This is a genomic window from Enterococcus sp. HMSC061C05, from assembly GCF_001814765.1.
GTDB lineage: Bacteria > Bacillota > Bacilli > Lactobacillales > Enterococcaceae > Enterococcus_B > Enterococcus_B lactis.
This window is the reverse complement of sequence record NZ_KV817751.1, coordinates 32,384-47,235: the sequence shown is the minus strand read 5'-3', so window position 1 is coordinate 47,235 and position 14,852 is coordinate 32,384. Positions and strand designations below refer to the sequence as shown.

At 40.1% G+C, this 14,852-nt stretch carries 12 protein-coding genes; 11 read left to right on the top strand and 1 reads right to left on the bottom strand.

Annotation, left to right across the window (positions count from 1 at the left end; all coding sequences use genetic code 11):
• Positions 1 to 9: 9 nt before the first annotated feature.
• Positions 10 to 1,026 (bottom strand): ABC transporter substrate-binding protein, encoded by a 1,017-nt coding sequence (locus tag HMPREF2988_RS10400; RefSeq protein ID WP_070770603.1) that lies wholly within the window; start codon positions 1,024 to 1,026, stop codon positions 10 to 12.
• 219 nt (positions 1,027 to 1,245) lie between these two features.
• On the opposite strand from HMPREF2988_RS10400, the gene chvE reads away from it, so the two are divergent.
• The 11 genes from chvE (at position 1,246) to HMPREF2988_RS10345 (ending at position 14,756) form a co-directional block, all read left to right on the top strand.
• Positions 1,246 to 2,334 (top strand): multiple monosaccharide ABC transporter substrate-binding protein, encoded by a 1,089-nt coding sequence (chvE, locus tag HMPREF2988_RS10395; RefSeq protein WP_070770602.1) that lies wholly within the window; start codon positions 1,246 to 1,248, stop codon positions 2,332 to 2,334.
• A gap of 53 nt (positions 2,335 to 2,387) precedes the next feature.
• Positions 2,388 to 3,914: a multiple monosaccharide ABC transporter ATP-binding protein gene (gene mmsA / locus HMPREF2988_RS10390; protein ID WP_070770601.1), complete on the top strand. Its 1,527-nt coding sequence runs from the start codon at positions 2,388 to 2,390 to the stop codon at positions 3,912 to 3,914.
• A gap of 1 nt (position 3,915) precedes the next feature.
• Positions 3,916 to 5,121: a multiple monosaccharide ABC transporter permease gene (gene mmsB / locus HMPREF2988_RS10385; protein ID WP_070770600.1), complete on the top strand. Its 1,206-nt coding sequence runs from the start codon at positions 3,916 to 3,918 to the stop codon at positions 5,119 to 5,121.
• A 256-nt stretch (positions 5,122 to 5,377) separates the two neighbouring features.
• The gene (gene guaC, locus HMPREF2988_RS10380; protein ID WP_002287992.1) at positions 5,378 to 6,355 is read left to right on the top strand and encodes a GMP reductase; all 978 of its coding nucleotides are present in this window, start codon (positions 5,378 to 5,380) and stop codon (positions 6,353 to 6,355) included.
• Between the two features lie 134 nt (positions 6,356 to 6,489).
• A complete protein-coding gene (locus tag HMPREF2988_RS10375; protein ID WP_070770599.1) occupies positions 6,490 to 7,914 on the top strand; it encodes an aminotransferase-like domain-containing protein in 1,425 nt (474 codons plus the stop codon).
• A gap of 460 nt (positions 7,915 to 8,374) precedes the next feature.
• Positions 8,375 to 9,484, top strand: a complete 1,110-nt coding sequence (pdhA, locus tag HMPREF2988_RS10370; RefSeq protein ID WP_002292209.1) for a pyruvate dehydrogenase (acetyl-transferring) E1 component subunit alpha — start codon at positions 8,375 to 8,377, stop codon at positions 9,482 to 9,484.
• A gap of 2 nt (positions 9,485 to 9,486) precedes the next feature.
• The gene (locus tag HMPREF2988_RS10365; protein WP_002292208.1) at positions 9,487 to 10,464 is read left to right on the top strand and encodes an alpha-ketoacid dehydrogenase subunit beta; all 978 of its coding nucleotides are present in this window, start codon (positions 9,487 to 9,489) and stop codon (positions 10,462 to 10,464) included.
• A gap of 24 nt (positions 10,465 to 10,488) precedes the next feature.
• Entirely contained in the window at positions 10,489 to 12,132 is a 1,644-nt protein-coding gene (locus HMPREF2988_RS10360) for a dihydrolipoyllysine-residue acetyltransferase (RefSeq protein ID WP_002315147.1), read from the top strand.
• 7 nt (positions 12,133 to 12,139) lie between these two features.
• Positions 12,140 to 13,546, top strand: a complete 1,407-nt coding sequence (gene lpdA, locus HMPREF2988_RS10355; RefSeq protein WP_002289686.1) for a dihydrolipoyl dehydrogenase — start codon at positions 12,140 to 12,142, stop codon at positions 13,544 to 13,546.
• 161 nt (positions 13,547 to 13,707) lie between these two features.
• Positions 13,708 to 13,983 (top strand): UPF0223 family protein, encoded by a 276-nt coding sequence (locus HMPREF2988_RS10350; RefSeq protein ID WP_002292206.1) that lies wholly within the window; start codon positions 13,708 to 13,710, stop codon positions 13,981 to 13,983.
• 5 nt (positions 13,984 to 13,988) lie between these two features.
• Positions 13,989 to 14,756 (top strand): inositol monophosphatase family protein, encoded by a 768-nt coding sequence (locus tag HMPREF2988_RS10345; protein ID WP_002315144.1) that lies wholly within the window; start codon positions 13,989 to 13,991, stop codon positions 14,754 to 14,756.
• Positions 14,757 to 14,852: the final 96 nt, after the last annotated feature.

Sequence of the window (14,852 nt, the reverse complement as noted above, 5' to 3'; positions counted from 1 at the left end):
CTTCTCCAGTCAATAATTTCTGGTTGGGATGTTAGCTATATTCTGCTGGGAAAAGACAGTCTCGGAAATAAAAATATCTTTAGGTAATGTTTTTCCTGTTTGAAGATTTCCAAAATAACGAGTAACGGTATTGGCTACATACCAGCCGACATCAGGTTTACACTCGACTACGCAATTGACGATTCCTGAGCGTAGCTTCTCGATCATATCTTCTTGTCCATCAATCGTTACAATGATCAAATCTTCTCCAGGTTTGATTGATGTTTCTTTTATCGCAGCTAAAGCACCGTGAGTCATTTCATCACTATGGCTGTATAATACATCGATTTTGGATAAATCATTTGTTTCTAAATATCGTTTCATCTGGTCTTTTCCTTTCATCCGAATAAAATCACCGACAATTCGGTGAACAATAGTCATTGGAGGTTTATGGTCGATGGTTCCATCTTTTTTTAGGGTTGGTTTACGATTGATTGATTCCAAAAATCCTTCGGAGCGTAGCTTGGTCGGTGTGGAGTTCTCTGAACCAGCAAGTTCTAGGATTCTGATTTCCTGTTTCTTTGAATTTGTGAAGTGATTGCTGACAAATAAACCCGCCCGATTTCCTTCTGCTTTGAAACTGGGACCGATGTGGGTGACGAAAAGCTCGGGATCATTCGTTTGAATATGTCTGTCGACAAGTATGACAGGGATCCCTGCTCGCTTGGCTTCTTTTAATACAGAGTCCCACCCGGATTCTTGCAAAGGAGTAAAAATGATCATATCTACTTTATAGGCAATGAACGTCCGTATATCTTGGATTTGCCGTTCCTGATTCATGTAACCATTTCGGTAGAGAACTTGGTAATCTTCTTTTTCAAGCGCAGTGATAATTGATTCAGTATGCTTTTTCCGCCAGCTACTCTCCGTTCCTGATTGCGAAAAACCAACGACTAGTGGGTCAGGTGCTTCCTTTGTACTAGGTGTACACCCTATCATTTGGTAAGCGATTACAATAAGAGCTAAAAAAAATAAAACACGTTTCACTTTAGATCACTCCATCTGGATTTGTTAGTACTATCTTATCAGATAAAAGGGAAAATCAAAGTCAAAAGGAATCAATCGAAAAAAATCCAAGAAACTTAAAAAAATCCAAGACAAAAAAAGTACACCTAAAAAATTTAAAGTAAATCCCATAAAAAAATCAATGTTAACGCTTTCTTTATTAGCTATACTCGGTGTATCAATCGGAATGGGGGATAAAAAATGAAAAACAAATTTAGAAAGATTCTTGGGAGTATCGCTATTTTGACCGCAAGCATTCTATTAAGTGCGTGTGGCAATTCAGGATCTGCAGATGATAGTACGGGGTATGTAGGAATCGCTATGCCGACCAAATCAGCAGAAAGATGGATCGCTGATGGGAACAACATGGTCTCGGAATTAGAAAAACTGGGTTATAAAACAGATCTTCAATATGGAGAAGATAAAGTAGAAAATCAAGTAGCACAAATCGAAAATATGATTACAAAAGGGGTAGATACACTTGTGATTGCTTCTATCGATGGTTCGGCTTTAACTGATGTGTTAGCTAAAGCAAAAGAAGCAGATATCAAGGTGATTGCCTATGATCGTTTACTGATGAATTCAGAAAATGTCGATTACTACGCGACTTTTGATAATTTTGGAGTAGGTGTATCGCAAGCAGCTTATATTGAGGAGCACTTAGGATTGAAAGAAGGAAAAGGGCCATTCACGATTGAATTATTTGGTGGCTCGCCTGACGACAACAATGCACTAATTAATTACAACGGAGTGATGTCTGTTTTACAACCATATATGGACAACGGTCAGTTGGTCGTGCCATCTGGACAGACGAGTTTCAGTCAAATCGCTACGCTTCGCTGGGATGGTTCTACGGCGCAAGCAAGGATGGATAATCTGTTAAGCGCAAATTATACTGACCAAACATTGGATGCTGTTTTGTCGCCATATGACCCAATAAGTTTAGGGATCCTTTCGTCATTAAAAGGCGTGGGGTATGGGAGTGAAAGTAAACCTTTACCTGTGATTACTGGACAAGATGCGACAGTTGCTGGCGTCAAATCGATCATTGCCGGGGAACAAACACAAACGATCTTTAAAGACACACGTATCTTAGCAAAAAATACGATTGAAATGATCAAAGCAATCAGTGATGGAGAAGAGGTTCCGGTCAATGATACTGAAACTTATGATAATGGGGTGAAAACTGTTCCTACGTATTTAGCAAATACAGTATCTGTCGATAAAGATAATTATCAAGCAGAGCTGATCGACACAGATTATTATAAAGAATCCGATCTGAAAAATTAAGAGGAACCAAACAAGGAACTAAAGAGATCTAAGTCAGAGAGAGGATAAGAATTATGGCGGATTGTATTTTAAAAATGGCAGATATCACCAAAAAATTTTCTGGAATCCGAGCGTTAGATTGCGTGAATCTGATGATTGAACGTGGGGAAATCCATGCATTGTGCGGAGAAAACGGAGCGGGAAAATCAACATTGATGAATGTCTTGAGCGGCTTGTATCCATATGGCTCCTATGACGGGAAAATCTTTTATGATGGAAAGCTGTGTCAATTCAAAGATTTGAAAGATAGTGAAGAAAAAGGCATCGTCATCATTCATCAAGAATTAGCACTAAGTCCTTATCTTTCAATAAAAGAGAATATTTTTCTCGGAAATGAACAAGCAGAAAGAGGCGTGATTGATTGGGAACTGACAGAAAAGAAAACGTATGAATTGCTGAATAAAGTCGGTTTGTCTATCGACCCGAATCTTCTAGTATCCCAGATCGGCGTAGGGCAACAGCAACTAGTTGAAATAGCTAAAGCATTATCAAAATCCGTCCGTCTGTTGATTTTGGATGAGCCTACCGCTGCATTGAATGAAGAAGAAAGCGCGAATTTGCTGAGATTGATCCGAGAATTGAAAGAGCAAGGTGTAACCTCCATCATTATTTCACATAAGCTGAATGAAATCGTGGATATCGCAGATCGAATCACCATTTTACGGGATGGACAGACGATTGAGACGCTAGAAAATGAAATGATCAGCGAAGAGCATATTATTCGCGGGATGGTGGGCAGAGATTTAGTTGATCGTTATCCTGAAAGAAAACCGGATATTGGAGAAGTTTATTTTAAAGTAGAAGACTGGACGGTCTATCACCCTCTTGATCATGAGCGAATCATAAACGACCATATCAACTTGCATTTGAAAAAAGGAGAGATTGTAGGAATAGCTGGGCTGATGGGAGCGGGCAGAACTGAATTCGCTATGAGTCTATTTGGACATTCTTATGGAAGCAAGATATCCGGACGTATATTAAAGGAAGGGGCAGAGATATCAGTTAAGACCGTTCCTTCAGCCATTGCAAACGGACTCGCTTATGTCTCGGAGGATCGAAAATCTTTAGGACTGAATCTGCTGATGGATATTCGGGAAAACGTGACGCTGAGCAGTTTGGATAAAATAAGTCAAAAAGGAGTATTAGATAAAGAAAAAGAAGTAACTGAGGCAGAAAATTTCCGGAAAAAGATGCGTATAAAAACAAACTCCATCCATCAAATTGTCAGTAGTCTTAGTGGTGGGAATCAACAAAAAGTCGTTTTATCCAAGTGGCTGATGACACAACCCGATATTCTTTTTTTAGATGAGCCAACCCGAGGGATAGACGTTGGGGCAAAATATGAGATCTACACGATTATCGAAGAAATGGCAGCAAATGGCAAAGCTGTCTGTCTTATCTCTTCTGAACTTCCTGAAATCTTAGGAATGTGTGATCGAATCTATACGATGAACGAAGGACGTATTACAGGAGAAGTCTCGCGAGAAGAGGCAGATCAAGAAGTCTTGATGAAATTAATGACGAAAGAAGAGGTGGGTTAAGTTGGAACAAGCAAAAAATCTTACGGATAAAAAAGAGAAAAAACTAAATTTGAAAAGTAGAGCAGCTGATCTTTTTGGTCGCTACAGCATGGTGATCATTTTAGCGGGACTACTTATTGCGTTTCAATTGATGACGGATGGTATTTTCTGGCGTCCGTTGAATATAACTAACCTTGTTTTGCAAAATAGTCATATATTAGTACTAGCTGCAGGGATGTTATTAGTTGTGCTCTTAGGTCATGTGGATTTGTCGGTAGGGTCAGTGATGGCGTTTGTTGGTGCAATTGCGGGCATGATGATGGTCAATCGCCAAATGAACCCGTGGGTGACAGTCATCGCATGTCTTGCAGTAGGCGGGCTGATCGGCGCATGGCAAGGTTTTTGGGTAGCTTATGCTGGGATACCGGCGTTTATCGTGACTTTAGCAGGATTGCTGATGTTTCGTGGACTGACACAAGTTGTTCTAGGCGGTCAATCTCTAGCACCTTTTCCAGCTGTTTTCCAAAAAATGTCTACGGGTTATTTACCAGACTTAAGCGAAGGAAGCATCCTTCACTTCTTGACATTGATTTTAGGAATGATCATCACCATCGTGTTAGTTGTTGGACAATGGCGAACAAGAAATCGTCGGAAAAATCATTTATTTGAAGTGGAATCTCCAGCAGCTTTCTTGGTAAAGGCAGTATTTACAGCAGTCGTTGTACTAGGGATAACTTACATCTTTGCCTCTTATCAAGGATATCCGATCATTTTGATCATTCTCGGTTTGATCGTCGCAGCATATGGGTTTTTGACAAATAAAACAGTAGCAGGTCGCCAGATTTATGCGACGGGCGGAAATCGAAAAGCGGCTGAATTATCAGGGATAAAAACAAAGCGGATCACGTTCTGGGTTTTCGTCAACATGGGAGTCATGGCAGCTTTAGCTGGATTAGTTTTAGCTGCTCGGTTAAATGCGGCGACACCTCAAGCGGGTACTTCGATGGAACTAGATGCGATGGCGGCAGTATATTTTGGCGGTGCTTCAACATCCGGCGGCATCGGAACGATTATGGGTGCGATTGTCGGTGGCTTGGTCATGGGTGTATTGAACAATGGCATGTCGATTTTAGGCGTCGGGGTAGATTGGCAGCAGGCAATCAAAGGGTTGATCTTGCTTTTAGCCGTTGTATTAGACTTGTATAACAAGAAAAAACGGACAGCGTAGGAGAACACCGTTTATTCAGAAAAAAGACTGTGACAAGACATTTGTCACAGTCTTTTTTTCGCTAAAAGCGAACATTCATTGCTTCGTTTGTTTAGACAAAAAATAATGTATGTTTTTTTACCATTCGTATAAATTCTCTTTTTGCTCTTGATTTTTTCGCTTAATTGAGTTAAATTACATAGGGCGCTAAAAAAAGCCTTGATTAAATTAATAATGTTCGTGTTTTGCTGGATGTGAACATCAGGAGGATAATGTAATGAAAGTATTTGATTACGAAGATATTCAGTTAATTCCTAATAAATGTATCGTAAATAGCCGTTCTGAATGTGATACAACGGTCACATTAGGTAAACATACATTCAAAATGCCAGTAGTGCCTGCCAACATGCAGACGATTATTGATGAAACGATTGCAGAATTCTTAGCGGAAAATGGTTATTTCTATATCATGCATCGGTTTGATGAAGCAGCTCGAATTCCGTTTATCAAAAAAATGAAAAAGCGCGGATTGATTACCTCGATCAGTGTTGGTGTCAAGAAAGAGGAATATTCCTTTATAGAGAAGTTGGCAGAAGAATCGCTAAATCCTGATTATATCACTATCGACATCGCGCATGGACATGCTAACTCAGTTATTGATATGATTCAGCATATTAAAAAATATTTGCCTGAAACTTTTGTGATTGCCGGTAATGTTGGTACACCGGAAGCCGTCCGTGAATTGGAAAATGCGGGCGCAGATGCAACAAAAGTCGGGATTGGTCCAGGAAAAGTATGTATTACAAAAATCAAGACAGGCTTTGGAACTGGAGGCTGGCAACTGGCCGCTCTTAGATGGTGTGCGAAAGCAGCTCGCAAGCCGATCATCGCTGACGGTGGGATCAGAACACATGGCGATATTGCAAAATCTGTCCGTTTTGGAGCGACAATGGTTATGATTGGCTCATTGTTTGCCGGTCACGAGGAATCTCCTGGCGAAACAAAAGTCGAAAACGGAATTGTATATAAAGAATACTTTGGTTCTGCTTCAGAATTCCAAAAAGGTGAAAAACGAAATGTTGAAGGAAAGAAAATCTGGATCCAACATAAAGGATCTTTGAAAGATACACTAGTGGAAATGCAACAAGACCTTCAATCATCTATTTCGTATGCTGGAGGAAGAGATCTGGAAGCCATTCGGAAAGTTGATTATGTCATCGTGAAAAATTCGATTTTTAACGGAGATACGATCTAAATAATGAGCAAAATATCAGCGGAAGGTTCATAACAGAACCTTCCGTTTTTTATGTTTTGCAAAAAAAGCTTTTCTTTTTTCTCGTAAATTCGGTAAAATCAATAGAAAGAATGGACAACAGAAAAGAGAGGACTATGTGGGAAAAAGTAGAGAAAAAACAAGGACCGATTTATCGTCAAATCATGGAACAGATCATGAGAGAAATCGAAAGTGGAAGAATCAATCCTGGAGATCAACTTGAATCGGAACGAAAACTAGGGCAATTTTTTGGTGTAAATCGTTCCACCGTTGTTCATGCATTGGAAGAACTTAGAGAGCTTGGCGTATTAACAAGTAAACGTGGTAGCGGTTGGTTCGTCAATCAGACTGAATGGGGGAAATTCGCCGTTCCAAGAATCGATTGGCGACAAATGATCTCACCTCGCTATGAACAGACGGATTGGTATGAACAAAAAATAAAAGAAGCAAAGCAGAGCCAAAAAACATTGTTCCTTGACTTATATGCGAGTGAGATGCCAAATGAGCTTTTGCCGAATTTTGAGTTTCCTTCTTATTCTCTTGAAGAAATCTTAGCGGAAGAAAAAGAAATGGATCTTTTAGGCTATACTCCGTTACGTAACAAAATCAAACGGTATTTGGAAAGTAAATTTGAACTGACCTTTTCCCTAAACCAGCTTCTGGTGACTGGTGGTGGCCAGCAAGCAATCTTTTTGATCTTACAAACGATTCTTTCTGCTGGAGAGGGGATAGCTGTAGAGTCACCTTCTTTTTTTTACCGATTACCTCTTTTCAAAGCTTCAGGAACGCGTTTATTTGGGATACCGATGGATGAAGAAGGGATCGACTTAGAAAAACTGAAAGAATCGATCCATAAAAATAAATTGAAAGCAGTGCTTATCAACCCGAATTTTCAAAACCCTACAGGAAAGGTGATGAGTCAAAAGCGACGAGAAAAGCTAGTAGAATTGTGTCGGCAGTATCGGCTTCCGATTATTGAAGACGATGTATTTACGGACCTTTCATTTCTAAAGCAAGATGAAGTTCTTCCTATACGGACGATTGATCCGGATAATGTATTATATGTCGGTTCGTTATCTAGGATTTTAGGAAAAACAACGAAAATCGGTTGGTTGATCGGACCAGAGACCTTTATCTTGCAACTCGCTAAAGCGCAAGAAATGATGGAGTTTCCGATGAACATCCTTACACAAATCACGGCCGCTAATGTATTTGATGAAGCAATTGATTTGAAAATGTTGGATGTAAGAAAAAAATTGAAAGAAAAAAGCCAACTGATAAGTATTTGGGCAGAGTCTCAATCGTTTTTCAAGCTTCATTCGATTCTAGGTGGTTATTATGCTTGGATCACTTGGGATGGAAAAAAGCTGGACCCCGAACTAGCAGAAAAAGTAGTAGATATGGGTCTAGGAATCGCACCAAGTCTACTTTTTGGGCAAGATATAAATGGAATCAGAATCAATTACAGTCGTCTAGATGAAGCCAACATATCGTTGTTTTATTCAAAGATGAAAATTTTAGAACAGTGGTTAACAGAATAATTTCACAAGGTAAAAAGATTAAAGAATATAACAGCTGGGATTTAAATTTCCTGCTGTTTCTTTTTTTTCTTAAAAAGAAGACGAGACAAAGTATTAGGGAAAAAAGCACTTTTTGTATAACCGTTCACGATGTCTTAAGAAAATAAATAGTTGCAGCAAAACTGTATAACACCAGCGTTTCTAAATAGAAACAGATCATTATAAGTTTGATTAGAAAATAGAAAAAACACAGTCTAAATATAAAACGCTTTCCTTATTGTGATTATATTCACTAATGCTGTTAATATGCGGATTGGCATAATTTCCTTTCATCGTGAAAATTTGTGCTTTTAGCTTGTATTTCTCATAAATCCATGATAATTTATTAATGAAGACGGTTAAATAGTGATACAGTTTTATTCGCTGTTTCAATCGCAGAATGAAGAGATTTTCTTATAGATGAGAGAGGAATGTGTGACAAATGGCAAACAAAAAAGCACCAATCGACTTCCAAGCACTGCTAGATGAAGTCAATGCAGATTTCCCAGTATATCAAGCACTTGATCAAGATGGAAACGTAGTTAACAAAGATTTAGTACCTGATTTATCCGATGATGAACTCGTTGAATTAATGACTCACATGGTATGGTCTCGTGTATTAGACCAACGTTCCACAGCGCTGAACCGCCAAGGACGCCTAGGCTTTTTTGCACCAACTGCCGGACAAGAGGCAAGTCAGCTGGCCAGTGCGTATGCATTTGATAAAGAAGATGTTCTTCTTCCAGGTTATCGAGATGTCCCTCAATTAGTAAAACACGGCTTACCTTTATCACAAGCATTTTTATGGTCTAGAGGACATGCTGCAGGTAATTCTTATCCGGAAGAATTGAAAGCTCTACCACCACAAATCATCATCGGTGCACAATATGTACAAGCAGCCGGTGTTGCATTAGGTTTGAAGAAACGCAACAAGAAAAATGTTGTCTTCACTTATACTGGTGATGGCGGTTCATCACAAGGTGATTTTTACGAAGCAATCAATTTCGCTGGTGCTTACCATGCAAATGCTGTATTTTATATCCAAAACAATGGGTATGCGATCTCTACACCTCGTGAAAAACAAACCGCAGCAAAAACACTTGCACAAAAAGCTGTCGCAGCTGGGATTCCAGGAATTCAAGTCGATGGAATGGATCCGCTTGCAGTATATACTGTATCTAAAATGGCACGGGAATGGGCAATCAGCGGAAATGGACCAGTCCTAATTGAAACACTGACTTATCGTTACGGACCACATACACTATCTGGGGACGATCCAACCCGCTACCGTACAAAAGACACAGATGACGAATGGCAGAAAAAAGATCCATTGATCCGCTTCCGTAAATATCTGACGGAAAAAGGACTTTGGTCTGAAGAAAAAGAAGAACAAGTGATTGAAGCAACTAAAGAAGAAATCAAAGCAGCTATCGCAGAAGCCGACAAAGTTCCAAAACAAAAGGTTTCAGATTTCTTGAAAAACATGTTCGAAGTATCTCCACAATCAATCAAAGAACAAATTGCAATTTATGAAGCGAAGGAGTCGAAATAATCATGGCACAAAAAACAATGATCCAAGCAATCACCGATGCCTTAGCACTTGAACTAGAAAATGACGAGAATGTCGTTGTTTTTGGTGAAGATGTTGGGAAAAACGGAGGAGTTTTCCGGGCAACTGAAGGATTGCAGGAAAAATTCGGAGAAGACCGAGTATTCGATACTCCTTTAGCTGAATCTGGAATCGCAGGGTTGAGTTTCGGACTTGCGTTGGAAGGATTTCGTCCAGTTCCTGAAATCCAATTCTTTGGTTTTATTTTCGAAGCAATGGATGAAGTAGTAGCTCAAATGGCTCGTACAAGATACCGAATGAGCGGTACTAGAAATCTACCAATCACGATCCGTTCACCATTTGGTGGCGGTGTTCATACACCAGAACTGCATTCAGATAATTTAGAAGGTTTGATTGCCCAGTCTCCTGGTATTCGAGTAGTGATCCCATCAAATCCTTACGATGCAAAAGGACTATTGATTTCTTCTATTAGAAGTAACGATCCAGTTGTTTTCCTAGAACACATGAAACTATATCGCTCATTCCGAGAAGAAGTGCCGGATGAAGCTTACGAAGTTCCTTTGGACAAAGCAGCAGTTACTCGTGAAGGAACAGATGTATCTGTTATCACATACGGGGCAATGGTGCGTGAAGCAATCAAAGCAGCAGACAATCTTGCAAAAGAAAATATCTCTGTTGAAATCATTGATCTTCGTACAGTTGCGCCATTAGATGTAGAAACGATCATTCAATCCGTGGAAAAAACAGGTCGCGTAGTCGTTGTCCAAGAAGCGCAACGACAAGCGGGTGTTGCTGCGCAAGTAGTTTCTGAGATCTCAGAACGCGCTATCCTTTCATTAGAAGCCCCAATCGGACGAGTTTCTGCACCTGATACAGTCTTCCCGTTTGGACAAGCAGAAAATGTTTGGTTACCAAACGCAAAAGATATCGAAGACAAAGTAAAAGAAATCGCGGAATTTTAAGAAAAGAAGGGACGAAACAAAGTCATGGCTTATCAATTTAAATTGCCGGATATCGGTGAAGGAATTGCAGAAGGTGAAATCGTCAAATGGTTCGTCAAACCAGGAGATACGATTAATGAAGATGATACATTATTAGAAGTTCAAAACGACAAATCAGTAGAAGAAATCCCCTCACCTGTAACAGGAACGGTTAAAAATGTCATTGTTCCAGAAGGTACAGTAGCAAATGTTGGGGATGTATTGGTAGAAATCGATGCACCAGGACACGAAGACAATGAAGGGGACAGTGGTGTAGCCGCAGAATCCCAAACTCCAGCTAACCCAGCTGCTGAACCAACCGTTGATACAGGATCAGCTGGATCGTCAAGCGAAGGAGTCTTCCAATTCAAGTTACCGGATATCGGTGAAGGAATTGCAGAAGGTGAAATCGTCAAATGGTTCGTCAAACCAGGAGATACGATTAATGAAGATGATACATTATTAGAAGTTCAAAACGACAAATCAGTAGAAGAAATCCCGTCACCTGTAACCGGGACAGTTAAAAACGTGATTGTCCCAGAAGGAACAATAGCAAATGTTGGGGACGTGTTAGTAGAAATCGATGCTCCTGGACACAATGGCGCACCATCAACTAGTGCGCCATCAGCTGAAGCACCAAAAGAAAAAGTAGAAACATCAGGTTCAGCAAGTGTCGTTGAAGCTGCCGATCCAAATAAACGTGTATTGGCTATGCCATCTGTTCGTCAATTTGCCCGCGAAAAAGATGTAGATATCTCACAAGTAACTGCAACTGGAAAAGGTGGCAGAGTAACAAAAGAGGACATCGAAAACTTCTTGACAGGTGGTCCAAGCAGTGCACCAGCGAAATCAGAAGCGCCAGAAGCGGCAGCGCCGAAAGAAGCAGCTCCTGCAGCAGAAAGCAAACCATCTGCACCAGCAAAACCATTCAAGTCCAACTTAGGAGACTTGGAAGAACGTGTAGCAATGACACCAACACGTAAAGCTATTGCTAAAGCAATGGTCAACAGTAAGCATACAGCTCCACACGTGACATTGCATGATGAAGTAGAAGTGTCTAAACTATGGGATAATCGGAAACGATTTAAAGAAGTTGCTGCTGCAAATGGTACGAAACTTACTTTCTTGCCATATGTCGTGAAAGCTTTAACAGCGACTGTTAAGAAATACCCAGTATTGAATGCATCTATCGACGATGCAAACCAAGAAATCGTTTATAAACATTACTACAATATCGGTATTGCAACTGATACGGATCACGGACTATATGTACCAAATGTGAAAGATGCAGACCGCAAAGGAATGTTTGCTATTGCAGACGAAATCAATGAGAAAGCAAAATTAGCTCATGACGGCAAACTATCTGCAGAAGATATGCGCAATGGAACGATTACGATCAGCAATATCGGATCTGTAGGTGGCGGTTGGTTTACACCAGTCATCAACTATCCAGAAGTAGCTATTTTAGGTGTAGGAACGATTGCACAACAACCAATCGTAAATGCTGAAGGCGAAATCGTTGTCGGTCGTGTGATGAAACTGTCATTAAGTTTCGATCACCGTATCGTAGATGGAGCAACTGCGCAACAAGCAATGAATAATATCAAACGTCTTTTAGCTGATCCAGAGCTATTAATGATGGAAGGATGATAAACAAATGGTAGTTGGAGATTTTGCTGTAGAATTAGATACAGTTGTAATCGGTGCGGGACCTGGTGGCTATGTAGCTGCCATCCGCGCTGCTGAAATGGGACAAAAAGTAGCAATCATTGAAAGAGAGTATATTGGCGGTGTTTGTTTGAATGTCGGCTGTATTCCTTCAAAAGCACTGATAGCTGCAGGACACCATTATCAAGAGTCACTAGATTCTGAAATGTTTGGAGTAACTAGTGAAAATGTCAAACTAGATTTTGCGAAAACACAAGAATGGAAAGAAAACAAAGTTGTCCATACGTTGACTTCTGGTGTTGGTTTCCTATTAAAAAAACATAAGGTTGAAACAATCGAAGGAGAAGCGTTCTTCGTAGATGATCACACACTACGCGTCATCCATCCAGATTCAGCTCAAACTTATTCGTTCAATAACGCAATCATCGCAACAGGTTCCCGTCCAATCGAGATTCCAGGATTTAAATTCGGAGGACGTGTGTTAGATTCTACTGGCGGATTAGCATTGAAAGAAGTACCTAAGAAATTTGTGATCATCGGTGGCGGTGTGATTGGTGCCGAATTGGGCGGAGCGTACGCAAACTTAGGAGCAGAAGTAACGATCCTTGAAGGTTCACCACAAATTTTACCAACTTACGAAAAAGATCTAGTAAAATTAGTAGAAGATGATTTCAAGAAAAAAGGTGTAACAGTCGTAACGAATGCAATGGCGAAAGAAGCAGTCGATAACGGTGACAGCGTGACAGTGAAATATGCAGTGGACGGGAAAGAAGAATCCGTTACTGCTGATTATGTGATGGTCACTGTAGGTCGTCGTCCGAATACGGATGATATGGGCTTAGAACAAGCAGGAGTCGAAGTAGGAGAACGAGGATTGATTACGGTAGATAAACAAGGACGTACGAACGTACCTAATATCTATGCCATCGGTGATATCGTTCCAGGGGCGGCATTAGCACACAAAGCCAGTTATGAAGCAAAAATCGCTGCTGAAGCAATCTCTGGCAAAAAAGTAGCTGTAGATTATAAAGCAATGCCGGCAGTAGCCTTCACTGATCCTGAATTGGCTTCTGTAGGTATGACGATCAAAGAAGCAAAAGATGCTGGTATCGAAGCAAAAGCATACAAATTCCCATTTTCAGGGAACGGTCGGGCATTATCGCTTGGTAAAACAGAAGGATTCATCCGTCTAGTTACGACGATCGAAGATAACGTGCTGATTGGTGCACAAATCGGGGGAGTCGGTGCAAGCGATATGGTTTCTGAATTAGCTTTAGCAATCGAATCAGGAATGAACGCTGAAGATATCGCCTTGACGATTCATCCGCATCCATCTCTTGGCGAAATCGTCATGGATGCTTCGGAATTAGCATTAGGCTTGCCAATCCATATTTGATTTGAATAATACAGGCGAAACGCAACTGAGAAATCGGTTGCGTTTTTTTCTTTTTTATTATCAATAATTTAATTATGTAAACTTAATAATACGACTACTTCTTGGTTTATTACCGTCTCCTATGCTACACTAAAGAAGAATATGAAATAGGAGAGTTGAAGATGCAAGAATATCAGTATCCACTTGATTTAGACTGGACAACAGATGAAATGGTCATTGTAATGAAGATGTGGGAAGATCTGGAACGTGCGAATGAAAAAGGGATAAACAATGAAGCTTTTTTGAAGACCTATCAGCAGTTCAAAACAGTTGTCAAATCCATCGGAGAAGAAAAACGGTTGGGACGGGAATTTGAAAAAGCTTCCGGGTACTCCTTATATCGAACAGTGCAGCAAGCAAAAAAAAATCCAAACAAAACTTTGAGAATGAACGGGTGAGATAAATGGAACAGATGATTGATCATATCAAATCCTGGCTAGAAGAAGCTGGTGAGAAAATCAAATCTTCTCAACAAACATTAACGATCTCGCAAAAATCAAATCGAACGGATCTAGTGACAAATGTCGACCGAAACATCCAGAATTTTCTAATCGAAAAAATTCATTCCTATGATCCAGAGGCGAAAATATTGGCAGAAGAAGAAGGGTGTAATCAACTAGCAGATCTCGATGGAAGAGTCTTTATCATTGATCCTATTGATGGCACATTGAATTTCGTGATTGAAGGGGAAAATTTTTGTATCATGCTCGCTGTTTATGAATCCGGTGTTGGAAAACTTGGTTTCATTTATGACGTCATGAGAAATGAGCTTTTTTGGGGTGGAAAAGGAATAGGTGTCTATAAAAATGATAAACCAATGCCTAGACCAGCAAATAAATCTTTATCAGAAGGCTTACTTGGTGTGAATAGCTATCTTTTCGGTCATAATAAATATGGAATCCGAGAGATTGCGGAAAGCAGCATGGGAACACGTATGTACGGGTGTGCAGGGCTTGAACTAGCCGCAATCTTGAAAGGAAACCATATTGCTTACATTTCGAACCTCAGCCCTTGGGATTATGCAGCGGGAAATGTTTTATTGGAAGAGTTTGGTATGGTAACAAGCGGTCTTTTTGGCACTCCATTGACCTTTGATAGAAGGGAATACTATTTAGCAGGTACTCCTTGTGCATATGCAGAAATCGCAGACCTTTTGAAAAAAGAAGGCTAAAAAAAGGTAGAAATCATTCACAAAAATGATAAAAACGGGCAAAAGATTAATTTTCTCGAAAAAATGAAAACATTTTACTATATTTCATGAAAAAAG